This window comes from Mesorhizobium sp. WSM4846, assembly GCF_055811415.1.
Window position 1 is genome coordinate 19,889 of the sequence record NZ_JBVVPZ010000041.1, and the last position, 12,496, is coordinate 32,384.

The 12,496-nt window shown below is 61.2% G+C and carries 11 protein-coding genes; 9 read left to right on the forward strand and 2 right to left on the reverse strand.

The annotated features are described in order from the left end of the window. Positions 1-53: 53 nt before the first annotated feature. From AC0L15_RS26300 to AC0L15_RS26315, 4 genes are all read left to right on the forward strand, one after another. Complete coding sequence (locus tag AC0L15_RS26300; RefSeq protein ID WP_287246644.1) at positions 54-1,385, forward strand: UDP-glucose dehydrogenase family protein; 1,332 nt, start codon at positions 54-56, stop codon at positions 1,383-1,385. Between the two features lie 91 nt (positions 1,386-1,476). Next, positions 1,477-2,937 (forward strand): GMC oxidoreductase, encoded by a 1,461-nt coding sequence (locus AC0L15_RS26305; RefSeq protein ID WP_287246643.1) that lies wholly within the window; start codon positions 1,477-1,479, stop codon positions 2,935-2,937. Then, positions 2,934-3,383, forward strand: coding sequence for a hypothetical protein (locus AC0L15_RS26310; protein WP_473497585.1), 450 nt, complete (start codon positions 2,934-2,936; stop codon positions 3,381-3,383). The genes AC0L15_RS26305 and AC0L15_RS26310 overlap by 4 nt, the downstream gene beginning before the upstream one ends. 80 nt (positions 3,384-3,463) lie before the next feature. Further along, positions 3,464-4,543 carry a glycosyltransferase gene (locus tag AC0L15_RS26315; protein ID WP_287246641.1) on the forward strand — a complete coding sequence of 360 codons (1,080 nt, stop codon included), beginning with the start codon at positions 3,464-3,466 and terminating at the stop codon, positions 4,541-4,543. A 64-nt stretch (positions 4,544-4,607) separates the two neighbouring features. Here AC0L15_RS26315 and AC0L15_RS26320 read toward each other — a convergent pair whose 3' ends face one another. Together AC0L15_RS26320 and AC0L15_RS26325 are read right to left on the reverse strand one after the other, a co-directional pair. Next, positions 4,608-5,630: a phosphoribosyltransferase family protein gene (locus tag AC0L15_RS26320; RefSeq protein WP_287246640.1), complete on the reverse strand. Its 1,023-nt coding sequence runs from the start codon at positions 5,628-5,630 to the stop codon at positions 4,608-4,610. A 38-nt stretch (positions 5,631-5,668) separates the two neighbouring features. Next, positions 5,669-7,165: a lipopolysaccharide biosynthesis protein gene (locus AC0L15_RS26325; RefSeq protein ID WP_473497586.1), complete on the reverse strand. Its 1,497-nt coding sequence runs from the start codon at positions 7,163-7,165 to the stop codon at positions 5,669-5,671. 234 nt (positions 7,166-7,399) lie between these two features. On the opposite strand from AC0L15_RS26325, the gene AC0L15_RS26330 reads away from it, so the two are divergent. From AC0L15_RS26330 to AC0L15_RS26350, 5 genes are read left to right on the forward strand one after another with little or no spacing between them, the layout of a single operon-like run. Beyond that, entirely contained in the window at positions 7,400-8,572 is a 1,173-nt protein-coding gene (locus tag AC0L15_RS26330; protein WP_128168342.1) for a glycosyltransferase family protein, read from the forward strand. Between the two features lie 25 nt (positions 8,573-8,597). Next, a complete protein-coding gene (locus AC0L15_RS26335) occupies positions 8,598-9,596 on the forward strand; it encodes a glycosyltransferase family 2 protein (protein ID WP_287246638.1) in 999 nt (332 codons plus the stop codon). Then, positions 9,596-10,546, forward strand: a complete 951-nt coding sequence (locus AC0L15_RS26340) for a glycosyltransferase family 2 protein (protein ID WP_287246637.1) — start codon at positions 9,596-9,598, stop codon at positions 10,544-10,546. The genes AC0L15_RS26335 and AC0L15_RS26340 overlap by 1 nt, the downstream gene beginning before the upstream one ends. Further along, positions 10,536-11,504, forward strand: a complete 969-nt coding sequence (locus AC0L15_RS26345; RefSeq protein WP_091592817.1) for a glycosyltransferase family 2 protein — start codon at positions 10,536-10,538, stop codon at positions 11,502-11,504. The genes AC0L15_RS26340 and AC0L15_RS26345 overlap by 11 nt, the downstream gene beginning before the upstream one ends. Before the next feature lie 58 nt (positions 11,505-11,562). Continuing rightward, the gene (locus AC0L15_RS26350; protein WP_128168340.1) at positions 11,563-12,459 is read left to right on the forward strand and encodes a UTP--glucose-1-phosphate uridylyltransferase; all 897 of its coding nucleotides are present in this window, start codon (positions 11,563-11,565) and stop codon (positions 12,457-12,459) included. The last annotated feature ends 37 nt before the right edge of the window (positions 12,460-12,496 follow it).

The window sequence follows — 12,496 nt, forward strand, 5'->3', positions numbered from 1 at the left end:
CTGAACCGGCCGGGCCGAAAGCGCTCCGAAGCCTTGAACAGGAATGAAATCACATGAATTTGACGGTCTTTGGAATCGGCTATGTCGGTCTGGTGCAGGCGGCGGTGCTTGCCGAAGTCGGCCATCAGGTAGTATGCGTCGACATTGACGTGAAAAAGGTGGAGCGGCTCAATCAGGGCCTCATCCCGATTTTCGAGCCCGGGCTCGAAAACCTCGTCAAGGAGAACCATGCGGCCGGCCGCATCAAGTTCACCACCGACGCCGCGGCCGCCGTCAAGCATGGCCAGATCCAGATGATCGCTGTCGGCACGCCTCCGGGCGAGGATGGTTCGGCCGACCTCAAATATGTGCTGGCCGTTGCCGAGGCCATCGGCCGGGAGATGGCCTCGCCCAAGATCGTCGTCGGCAAGTCGACCGTTCCGGTCGGCACCTGCGAAAAGATAAAGGCCAGGATCGCCGCGACGCTGAAGGCGCGGGGCCGCGAGGATCTTACTTTCGACGTCGCCTCCAATCCGGAATTCCTCAAGGAAGGCTCTGCGGTGGCCGACTGCATGAAGCCCGACCGCATTATCGTCGGCACCGGCAGCGAGGACACTGAGGCGGTGATGCGTGAGCTTTACGCTCCATTCAACCGCAACCACGAGAAGATGATCGTGATGGATGTGCGCAGCGCCGAGTTCACCAAATACGCGGCCAATTGTATGCTGGCGACCAAGATCAGCTTCATGAACGAAATGGCCAATTTGGCCGAGGAACTCGGCGCCGACATCGAGGAGGTCCGCAAGGGCATCGGCAGCGATCCGCGCATCGGCTACCACTTCATCTATCCGGGCCTCGGTTATGGCGGCTCGTGCTTCCCCAAGGATGTGCGCGCCCTGATCAAGACCGCCGAAGGCGTCAAATTCGATGCCAAGCTGCTGCGCGCCGTCGAGGAACGCAACAACGATCAGAAATCGGTCCTGTTCGATAAGGTGAACCGCTATTTCAAGGGCAGTCTGAAGGGCAAGACTTTTGCGCTGTGGGGCCTGGCCTTCAAGCCCAATACCGACGATATGCGCGAGGCGCCGGCTCGGGTTCTCATGGAAGCGCTCTGGATGGCCGGCGCCAAAGTGCAGGCTTACGATCCCGAGGCGATGCAGGAATGCCAGGCCATCTACGGACTGCGCGAGGATCTGCTCTTGTGCGGGACCAAGGAGGCAGCACTGCGTGGCGCCGATGCGCTTATGATCGCCACCGAGTGGAAGAATTTTCAGGCACCCTCGTTCGACGCGGTCAAGGATGCGCTGATCACGCCGATCATCTTCGACGGCCGAAACCTCTACGACCCCAAGGTCATCGCTCGCTACGGCATCGAATATCACTCGATCGGCAGGATGGCGGCGTGAGACCATGCGGGACATGCCGGCCGGCTAGCACATCAAGGATAGTCGCGAAGGCTTCGATGAACGCGCTCGTGTCAACAAGGGGTCTTCTCTGATGGTGCTCGGCATCAGGCCGGAACAGATCGCCAACGAGCATTTCGATCTTGTCGCTGTCGGTTCCGGTTTCGGTTCGGCCTTCTTCCTGCATGCGTTCGCCAAGCAGCGAAAGGCACGCATTCTGGTTCTGGAATGGGGCCGGCACAACACGCATGAATGGCAGCTCGAGCAGAACGTCAACACCGAGATCGAGGACCAGACCACCTACAAGACCAACTCTGACAAGCCGTGGAACTATACCATCGGATTGGGTGGCGGAACGAATTGCTGGTTCGCGCAGACGCCGCGCTTTCATCCGAACGACTTCAGGCTGAAAAGCCTCTACGGCGTCGGTAACGATTGGCCGATCAGCTATGACGAGCTTGAGCCGTTCTACTGCGATGCTGAGGACGTCATGTCGATTTCAGGCGATCCCGACATGGCGGCGATGATGCCGCGTTCCAGGCCATTTCCCCAGCCACCGCATCACATGTCGACGCCGGACCGGATGATGAAAGCGGCGCAGCCGGACCAGCATTTTGTCATGCCGACAGCCCGGGCGCGCGTGCCGACCGCGCAGCGGTCTTCGTGCTGCGCCAACTTGCGGTGCGGATTATGCCCGGTCGATGCCAAATTCACCGCCAACAATGGCCTGATGCACGTCTTCGAGCATCCCGACGTTTCGGTCTGCCTTGGCGCAGAAGTGCGCCGGCTCGACCATGTCGGCGGTTCGGTCCGTTCGGTCGCTTTCGTGCATGAGGGCAAGGAATATTCGGTCAGCGGCGATCTTTTCATACTGGGTGCCAATGCCATCCAGAGCCCGGCGGTCATGTTGCGGTCCGGCCTGTCGGGCGAATTCGTCGGGCGCGGCCTGCACGAATCCTACGGATGGAATTTCGAAGCCTATCTCGACGGTGTCGACAATTTCGACGGAAGCACCATCACCACGGGCTTGAATTTCGGCCTTTATGACGGCGCTCACAGATCAGACCATGCGGCGGCGCTGGTCTATTTCGAAAACCGCTGGCAGCACGGGATGCGCCCCGAAAAGGGACGTGTCCGTCAGACGCTTCCCCTCATCATTGTTACCGAAGACCTGCTCGACCCGGAAAATCTCGTGATTCTCGACGAGGATGAAAACGCCTTCGTCAGTTTCGCGGGAGCATCCGACTATGCCGTCAAGGGCATGGCGCGGGCAAAGGAGAAATTGGCGGCGCTTCTGGCGCCGCTGCCGGTCGAAGAGATCTTCGATCGCGGCATCCGGCGCACTGAGTCGCATGTCCAGGGCACGTTGAGGATGGGCGTCAGCCCGGGGGATTCGGTCGTCGATCGGGACATGATCCACCATCGGCTCAGGAACCTGGTTGTCGTCGGCTCGAGCACATATCCAAGCTGCTCCTGCGCCAACCCGAGCCTGACGGCGGCAGCCCTCTCCCTGCGGGCGGCGAGCCGGATAGCTGGAAGGGAAATGGCCGGATGACCAAGGTTTCGCGACGCGCGGCACTGGCCATCATGGCTGGCGGAGTTGCTTCGACCGGCATCGCCTACGCCACTGTTTCCTCGCTTTCGGACGAGGACCTGGTGCGTGTCACGCTCGAAAGATATTTCGGCAGGCTGAACATGCGCATCGAGCATTTGCAGCAGTTCGTCCTGGAATTTCAGAAGCGGAACCCCTGGATCTTTCCGAACACAAAGCTGGGCGATGCTGTCACTCTGCTTGAGGCGCTGAAATTGGGCGCCGCCCGCCGGTTTCTGCCCGAACGGAAAAAAGAGGATCTGAGACATTTCGACCGCTGGGTCATTGCCGAGTTCCATATGCTGACCGACTACGCCCGGCGCAGTTCGCCAGCCGACCCGGTCCGGTTCACTGGATGGCAGCCATGCACCAATCCGTTCGCCAATTTAGAGACGCAGCAGGATGCTTGAAGCGGGTCGCAAGCCAGCGTCCGTAAATAAGCCGTGCGTCATTGCCAGAAAACTTGAGAATGCGACAAGGAGCCGAAACCATGAAAGTGCTTTTTGCAGGCGGTAACGGTTACACGCCCCAGTTCAGCGGCGGTGTCCAGTCCAGCACTCATCATCTTGCCGAGCAACTAATCGAGCGCGGACATGAGGCGTCGGTGCTCGCCGCCCTGTTCGGCCAGGGCGTCTTCGGCTACAAGGCGCGCGCCAAGATGAAGCTTCTGAGGCAGCGCGCGGTCATCGACAGCTATCCGGGTTATCCGGTCGTGCGGGCTTGGTTTCCCTGGGAGGCGGCGGGTTTTGCCGTCGAAAAGCTGAGGCCGGACGTCGCCGTGGTCCAGTGCCACAAGTCGGTTCCGATCGGCAAGGCGCTGCAGGCCGAAGGCGTACCGCTGGTCGTGTATCTGAGGAATGTCGAGTTTCATGAATTGGGCGGCGATCTGCGCGAGCTGCATTCGGCGCTTTACATCGCCAATTCCGAGTTCACGGCGCGCTCCTACAAGGCAAAATTCGATATCGATTCGACGATTATACCGCCGACCATCAATCCCGCACTCTACAGCACGCCGACGACGGGTGCGTTTGTCACGCTGATCAACCCCTATGAGGAAAAAGGCTTCGAGCTTGCGGTGCGCATCGCCGCCGCCTGCTCCGAAATCCCATTCCTGTTCGTCGAAAGCTGGAAGCTCGATGACGATCATCGAGCCCGGATCGAGCAGACGATCGCGCCGCTCGGCAACGTTTCGCTGGAGAGCCGGACCAACGACATGAAGACGGTCTACGGCCGCACGAAAATCCTGCTGGCTCCCAGCAAATGGGAAGAGGCCTGGGGCCGGGTGGCGTCGGAAGCCCATTGCAGCGGCATTCCAGTCGTCGGCTCACGTCGTGGCGGCCTGCCCGAAGCGATCGGCTCCGGTGGCGTGGTGCTGGATTACGATGCCCCACTCGCCGACTGGGTGGCAGTGGTCAGGCGTCTGTGGACCGACAGCCAGGAATATGGGCGGCTCTCAGCGGCGGCGCGTGCATTCTCCGAGCGCCCGGAACTCGATCCGGCGGGTCAGTTCGCGACCTTCTTCTCGATGCTCGAGAGGGCGACACGACAGCCTTCGCGGCAAGCCGCCTAACGCATGTCGCGCAAAAACGCGCGTCGCGTGACGCGCTTTAAGCGCTTTAAGTCCCGAACCAGGTTCAAGCCGGTCGTTTGACCCGGCTTTTGAGCGTCTCGTAACCGCGTTCGCCAAGCAGCGTGCGCGCGACGGTCTTGATTGCCGTCTTGCGCCCGTCAGACGAACTGATCTGCCGCAACCTGCCCGGAAGGTTGCGCGCCGCCTGTCCAAGTGCCGGAAGTGACAGCGTGTCGGGATAAATTACCAGATGCGTTTCCACGCACAGCACCGGCTTGCCGGAAAGCTCGGCGATCTTGAGGGCCTGCTGGTGCTCGCTTTCGATGAACAGGATGGCATCGGATTTGCGGTAAAAATCGGCCTTGAAACTGCCATGCACGCCAAGCCGTTGCCGTTCTGCCTTGCTCGGCAGGTCAAGCATGATCAGCTTGTCGTATTCTATGCCGTGCTTTGCCAGCCATGCTTCGGTAAGCGCGCGGTATTTCTCAAGCCGGCTGGTGACGAGCCAGCCGATCTTGCGAGTCGGGCCAAACAGAGGCAGCGCTTCGCCCAGGAATTTCTCATAGGCGGGGCCGTCGTCGTTTTCTGCTTCGGTCGGGTCCAAGCAAAGCACGCCGTCAATGTCGACGCAGCTTTGCGCGAGGAATTTGTGGTGCATGAAGTTCCATTGGAACATCCTTGGATGCGGCACGACCTCGAGGACGATGTCGGTTTCCTCGTGTTGGGGTAGCAGGCCGAACACCGCGGCAAAGGTGAAGTCCGCCTTGATGCCGGCGGCCTCTACCCGGCTGCGCGCCTCTCTCATGGCAGCGCCGCCGCTGACGCTGTCGTCGATCACCAGGACCTTGCGCATATCGGTCGCTTGTCGGTCGAGCGCGGCGCGGCGTTTGGTGACGCCCGAAGAATAGATCTTTCCGGCCAGGAAACTGTCCAGGTCGGTCATCGGAATGTTCGCCGTCAGGCTGAGCAGGGTGGCGGCGAGAATGCCGCTTCGCGGGACCCCGACCACCAGGTCGATGTCGCGCGGCAACCGGTGAAGGTTCCTGACAATCGCGTCATTCATGTCGGAGATCGATCGGTAGTGCATGGGATCAGACCTGGTCCTCGTATGGATGTCCGTGCAAGTTACTTTGCCTCGCTTGGCGCTGCCTTAGGCGCCCGTGCCGGCAGCAGTTTTAGGGCCTCCCGCAACGCCTCGCGGCCGGAAGCAAACGCCAGCGCGGTCATGACCGTGATCATGTAGGACAGCGCCACCGCGCTCGCCATCGCGAAGATGTGCTGTTGCGGCAGCAACGGCTTGGCGAACCAGATCGCGGCAAGCGCCAGATGCGCGCCAAGCACGAAGGGCGTTGCCGCGCGAAGCATATGGCTTGCCCGCAGCGGCCCGGTCTTTCCGATATACAGCCACAGAAAAGGCGTTCTGAGATACTCGCTGACCGCATAGGCGATCGCCACGCCCAGCGCGCCATAGGGCAGGCCGATCAGGAAGGCCAGCACCGACGTCAAGGCTGTTATGATGCCCCAGCGCATGAAATCGCCCGAGCGGCCCTGGCTGATGAAAAGCCATCCCGCCGGGTTGTTGAGCGGCTGCAGCAGACCGGCAAAACCGAGCGCCAGGAAGATGCTGGAACTCTGCCGCCACTGCTCGCCGAGCACGAACGGTATCAGCACGTCGGCCATGGCGATGGCGAAGGCGACACCCGGAAGTGCGACCAGCAATATCAGCGGCATGACGCGAAGATAAGCACTGCGGTAGCGATCCGGCTCGTCCTTCAGCCTGGAAAGAGCCGGCACCATGACCTTCGACAGCGGATTGGTGATCTGGCTCAACGGAAACAGAAGCAGCTTGTAGGCGCGGTCATAGAGTCCAAGCTGCGCTTCGCCCCAGTATTTTCCGATGAGCACATTGTCGAGATTTCGGGCAAAGAAGTTGGCGAAGTTGAACCCGGTGATGCCGGCGCCGAAATTGATCAGCTCGCTAATGCCGTTGACCTTGCGCGGCAGGCTGGGGCGCCATCGCGAGTTTGCCCAGTAGCAAAGCGTGGGCAGTACGGCTGCTGTCAGGGTGCCGGCAAAAAGCGCCCAGTAGGAACGGTCGATGAAAGTCCAGGCAATCGATACGGCAAGGCCGGCAATGGCACTTGCGACGTCGATGATGGCCAAACGGGCGAACTGCATTCGGCGTGTCAACAGCGCCAGATGCTGGGCGCCCAGCCCATAGGCTATGATCTGCAGCCCGAGTGCTGCCACCAGACCAGACACCCGCGGTTCGCCATAGAAGGCGGCGACCAGAGGCGCCGCGCCGGCAAGCACGCAGGCGAGCAATGCGCTAACCGCGACATTGACCCAGAAGAGGTAATTGACCTCTTCATGCTTGATATCGCTTTTCTGAACCGTCGCCTGGGTCAGGCCGAAATCCTGGAACAGCGCGATGAAAGCCAGCACGGGCGCGCACATCGCCACGACGCCGAAGTCCTGCGGCGAGAGCAAGCGCGACAGCACGATGACGGAGACGATCTGCGTCGCAACCCGCACCGATTGCGCCAAAGCCGTAATGATAGCGCCGCGTCCGACCGATCTGCGGAGAGAGCCCTCTGGCGGGTCGAATGCATTGGCTTGCAAATTCAGGGTCCCTGATTTCGTGCCGGTCCCGGAGTCCCGACCCATGCCCGATGCTGCCATCAAACTACGGCAATAATTTTGCAGCGCAACAAAAAACGTCGACACAAAAACGTCGATCCCTGCTACGCTGCACCAAAAATGTTGCGATGCAGCACGAGCTGTACAAAAATGTTGCGATGCAGCACGAGCTGTACTAGGATTCTTTCGGGTGGGCCAACAGCGGTCGAGTTTTTCATGCTGCATGTCTTGTACTTGGTACACGACGTCTCCGACCCGGCAGTGCGCCGGCGGATCATAATGCTCAAGGCAGGCGGCGCCCAGGTCACACTGGCGGGCTTCCGTCGGACTGTAAGCCCGATCGCCGATGTCGAGGGCTTGCGGCCGATCGATCTTGGCGCGACGCGCGACGGCCGATTCGCCCAGCGTCTGGCAGCAGTCACAAAGGCAGCGGTCTCGATCGGTTCGAAACTAGGGTCGATGCCAAGACCCGACCTTATCGTCGCACGCAATCTGGAAATGCTGGCGCTTGCCCGGCGTGCCAGATCGGCGTTCCAGGCAACGGTGCCGATCGTCTATGAGTGTCTCGACATCCATCGTCTGATGCTTCGCGACGACCTTCTGGGCAGGGCCATGCGCGGCGCGGAACGCTATCTGGCCAGGGATGTAAAGCTCCTGGTCACCAGTTCGCCGGCCTTCATCGCCAATTATTTCAAGCCATTCGGGCAGATTGCTGCGCCGGTCGAACTGCTCGAAAACAAATATTTCGAGCTTGCCGCGGTTTCGCTGGATGATCGCATAGCGGCGGAGGGCCCCATCCCTCCACCTTGGCGGATCGGCTGGTTCGGCGCACTCCGATGCCGCCGCTCCCTGGAGCTTCTGGCCGAATTTTCCCGACGGCTCGAGGGCCGCTTCGAAATCATCCTCAGAGGCCGTCCGGCGCTTTCCGAATTTCCGGATTTTCACAGTTTCGTTGAATCTGAGCCCTGGCTCGCGTTTGGCGGCCCCTACCGGAATCCCGAGGATATGGCTACGATCTACCGTGAGGTCCATTTTTCCTGGGCCATCGATTTTTTCGAGCAGGGGCTGAATTCCGAATGGCTGCTGCCCAACCGCCTCTACGAGGGCTGCCGCTTCGGCGCCGTGCCGATCTCGATGGGCCACACCGAAACCGGCCGGTTCCTCGACCAGCAGGGAATCGGTGTCCTTTTGCCTCAAGCCACGCCCGAGGCACTCGAAGCCGCCTTGGGCGAATTGGAGGAGCATCGTTTCGGGAAATTGCGGGCGCGTGTTCTTGCCCGCAATCCGCGAACCTGGAGCCACGATCGCAGCGATTGCCGGGCGCTTGTCGAAAAGCTTCGCGGGTTGACGGCCGTGCCCGATTCATATGCTGCCAAGGCACTGGCTTAGGATGGTTATGGATGGACATGGGCCGATGATGCAGACCAAAATTCTTCCGTCCAACCTGATCGTGATTCCGTGCCTGAACGAAGCGGCTCACATCGGTGCGCTTGTTCACGAGCTTCGACCGGCCGCCGAAAGGCTCGGCGCCCGGATCATCGTTGCCGATGGCGGTAGCACGGACGGCACCAGGGCGATCGTCGAAGAGATCGCCGGGAAGGATCCGAGGATCATCCTTCTTGACAATGAAAAGCGCCTCCAGAGCGCGGCGATCAATCTCGCCATCGCCAGGTACGGCGATGGGGCTGAATATTTCATTCGCATCGATGCGCATGGCGGCTACCCACCGGATTATTGCGACCGACTAATCGAAGAGGCGCTGGCCACCGGCGCCGATTCGGTCGTCGTCTCGATGCTGACCAGCGGCAGCGGCACAGTGCAGAACGCGGTTGCGGCTGCACAGAATTCCAAGCTCGGCACGGGCGGCTCCAAGCACCGGCATCTCTCGGCGGGAGAGTGGGTCGACCACGGTCACCATGCGCTGATGCGGATTTCGGCGTTCAAGGCGGTGGACGGCTATGACGAGACGTTCAGCCACAACGAGGATGCGGAGCTCGACTACCGGCTGCGCAAGGCCGGCTACCGGATCTGGATGAGCGGCAAGACGCAAATGATCTATTACCCGCGCTCGTCGCTCGCTGGCCTCTATTTCCAGTATCTCGGCTATGGCCGCGGCCGGGCAAAGAACGTTCTCAAGCACCGCATGATACCGAAGGTCCGGCAGATGGTGCCGCTCCTGGTGTTCCCTGTCGTCCTGCTCTCTGCCTTTTTCTTCGTGCATTGGCTGGCAGTCATGCCGATTCTGGTGTGGGCGTCGGTTTGTCTCGGTTATGGCGTGTGGATTGCGATCAGCCAGCGCAATCCGGACAGCGCCCTTGCCGGGATTTCGGCAATGGTCATGCATTTCGGCTGGTCCGTCGGTTTCTGGCTGCAACTGCTTGGACCGCGATTGCAACGTAGAAGGGTGGCGTGATGGATGTGGCCGAAAAAAACCGCAGCGTCGACATCTGCGTCTGCACGTTTAGGCGGCCGGAGCTTGCCGACACGCTTCGCTCGGTAGCCGCCCTGGACGTGCCTTCGGGATTCGACATCCGCGTCATCGTCGCCGACAATGATGACGGGCCAACGGCCGAACTGCTGGTGGCAACGCTGGCGGAGACGCTGAAGCTGCCGATCAGCTATCGTCATTGCCCGGCACGCAACATCTCAATCGCCCGCAATGCCTGCCTCGACGCCAGCACGGCGGATTTCGTCGCCTTCCTCGACGATGACGAAACCGCATCCTCGAGATGGCTTGTCGAACTGGTTGCGACGGCGGACTTGAGTGGCGCTGCCGCCGTGCTCGGGCCAGTGCGGGCGCGCTATCGGCCGGATGCGCCCAACTGGATGCGCCGCGGCGATTTTCACTCCACCTTGCCCGTTTGGGTGGGCGGCGAGATCCGCACCGGCTACACCTGCAACGTCCTGCTCAGGATGGGCGCCGACAGCCTCCGCGGCCGGCGATTCAGCCTGGCGCGTGGTCAGACCGGTGGCGAGGACACCGAATTCTTCGACCATATGGTCAAGGCCGGCGGTCGCATCGCCTTTTCGCCGCAGGCCTGGGTCGATGAAGTGGTGCCGCGCGCCAGGGCGGCTTTCGACTGGCTCCGTCGCCGCCGGTTCCGCGTCGGGCAGACGCATGGGCACCTGCTGGGGCGCGACGCGCATGGCCTCGCGTTGGTCAGGCAAGTCGGCCTCGCCTCGGCAAAGGCGGTTTTTTGTTTCGCATCGGCAATCCCGGTCGCCATCAGTCCCGTGCGCAGAAACCGCAGCGTGCTTCGCGGCATCATGCATGTCGGCGTCGTGAGCGGTCTTGTCGGCGTGCGTGAAATCCGCCAATACGGCCTGCCCTCGCCGCAGGAAGGGGGCAAGCGTGCAGCCTGACGTCACCTTTGTCATTGCCGCCTACAATTCGGAGCTGACCATCGAGCGGGCGATCGCCAGCGCCATCGCCCAGCGCGATGTCAGCGTGGAGGTGATCGTCGTCGACGACCAGTCGCGCGACCGGACGCTCGATCTGGCGCGATCCTACCCCGAAGACATCGTCCGCGTCGTCGCACTTGAGCAAAACCGCGGTCCAGGCGGCGCCAGGAATGTCGGCCTTGAGCTTGCCCGCGGCAGGTGGGTGGCGGTCCTCGATTCCGACGACGCGGTCTATCCCGGGCGGATCTGCACCATGATTGACCGCGCCGAGAAAGCGGGCGCCGCGATCGCAGTCGACAATCTCCAGGTGGTTCGCGAGGACGGTGTTGCCGAAGAGACGATGTTCCCGGCCGACTATCTCGAGGGTTTGAGTGAAATCTCGCTGGCGGACTATATTGCCGGCAATGTGGTCTTCGAATCCAGGTTCAATCTCGGCTATCTCAAACCGATCTTCCAGCGCCGGTTTCTGAACGAAAACGGGCTTCGCTATGACGAAAGCCTGATCATCGGCGAGGACTACATCCTGCTGGCCAGTGCTCTGGCCAAGGGCGGCAAGTGCGTGGTCGAGCCGACGACCGGCTATGTCTACCATATCCGGACCGGCTCCATTTCCCGCGTGCTCGAACTTCATCACGTCGAGTCGATGCGTAAGGCCGACCTCGTTTTCGCCAGAGCCCATTCGATGGACGCAAAGGCCGCAGCCGCTTTCGCAAGGCGCACGCGCAGCCTGCGCAAGGCGGCGTCGTTCCTTTCTCTGGTCCAGCACATCAAGGCGCGATCCCCACTCAAGGCGGTGTGGACGGCGCTCAGCGATCCGGCGGCGGTTTGGCATATGGGCATGCCGATCGCCGTTCGGCTGCGAAGGTTGGCGGCGCAATTTGCCGTGGGTGCGGGGGAGGTGAAGGGTGCAGGCAGCTGAAAAATAGTTTTCGCGACCTGCGACAGGTTGAAGTCGATCTCCTCAGAAGGAATATGCAATGAAGAAAGTCAGGAAGGCAGTCATACCGGTAGCGGGGCTTGGAACGCGATTCCTGCCGGCGACCAAGTCGATGCCGAAGGAAATGCTGCCGGTCGTCGACAGGCCTGTCGTGCAATATGCGGTGGACGAGGCGTTCGAAGCCGGCATCGAGCACATTGTCTTCGTGACGGGCCGAAACAAGGCGGTCATCGAGGATTATTTCGACCTGCATCCAGAATTGATCGGAACTTTGGAGCAGACCGGCAAGACGGCGCAGCTTCAGGCGTTGGAAAGCCTGCTTCCCGTGGCTGGTGCGACGAGCTTCATCCGGCAGCAGTCACCGCAAGGTCTCGGCCATGCGGTATGGTGCGCCCGGGAAGTCATCGGCGATGAGCCCTTCGCATTGCTGTTACCGGACATGGTGTCCTTCGGCGGTCGCGGATGTCTCGCTGAAATTGCGGACCTCTATGCGCAGACCGGCGGAAACGTCATCGCCGTCGAGCGCTGCGACCCGGCCGAGACCAGCAAATACGGCATCGTCGGCTGCGGCGCCGATGTCGGCTCGGGCTTCGAGGTCACCGCCATGGTCGAAAAGCCGGCTCCGGCGAATGCGCCGTCGAACTACTACATCAACGGCCGCTATATCCTGCAGCCTGAAATATTCGGGCTGCTCGGCAATCAGCAGCGCGGCGCCGGCAATGAGATCCAACTGACCGACGCCATGGTCCGCCTTGCGCAAAGCCAGGCTTTCTTCGCGCAGCCCTTCAACGGCCGGATGTTCGATTGTGGCTCGAAGGAAGGGTTCATCCAGGCCAATGTCGCCTTCGCGCTGGCGCGCGACGACATGAAGGGACCGATCTTCGAGATGCTTCAGGAGTTCGTCCGGTTGCATGAGCGCCGGGTGGAAGCCGCATAAAGCCCATTTTTTGGGAGCAAGCATATGAATGGTGACG

What these genes read in the sequence shown, in the direction of transcription:
- AC0L15_RS26320 (WP_287246640.1), bottom strand. Translation starts at nt 5,630, where the DNA reads ATGCACTACCGATCGATCTCCGACATGAATGACGCGATTGTCAGGAAC.
- AC0L15_RS26350 (WP_128168340.1), top strand. Translation starts at nt 11,563, where the DNA reads ATGAAGAAAGTCAGGAAGGCAGTCATACCGGTAGCGGGGCTTGGAACG.
- AC0L15_RS26310 (WP_473497585.1), top strand. Translation starts at nt 2,934, where the DNA reads ATGACCAAGGTTTCGCGACGCGCGGCACTGGCCATCATGGCTGGCGGA.
- AC0L15_RS26305 (WP_287246643.1), top strand. Translation starts at nt 1,477, where the DNA reads ATGGTGCTCGGCATCAGGCCGGAACAGATCGCCAACGAGCATTTCGAT.
- AC0L15_RS26315 (WP_287246641.1), top strand. Translation starts at nt 3,464, where the DNA reads ATGAAAGTGCTTTTTGCAGGCGGTAACGGTTACACGCCCCAGTTCAGC.
- AC0L15_RS26300 (WP_287246644.1), top strand. Translation starts at nt 54, where the DNA reads ATGAATTTGACGGTCTTTGGAATCGGCTATGTCGGTCTGGTGCAGGCG.
- AC0L15_RS26335 (WP_287246638.1), top strand. Translation starts at nt 8,598, where the DNA reads ATGATGCAGACCAAAATTCTTCCGTCCAACCTGATCGTGATTCCGTGC.
- AC0L15_RS26330 (WP_128168342.1), top strand. Translation starts at nt 7,400, where the DNA reads ATGCTGCATGTCTTGTACTTGGTACACGACGTCTCCGACCCGGCAGTG.
- AC0L15_RS26340 (WP_287246637.1), top strand. Translation starts at nt 9,596, where the DNA reads ATGGATGTGGCCGAAAAAAACCGCAGCGTCGACATCTGCGTCTGCACG.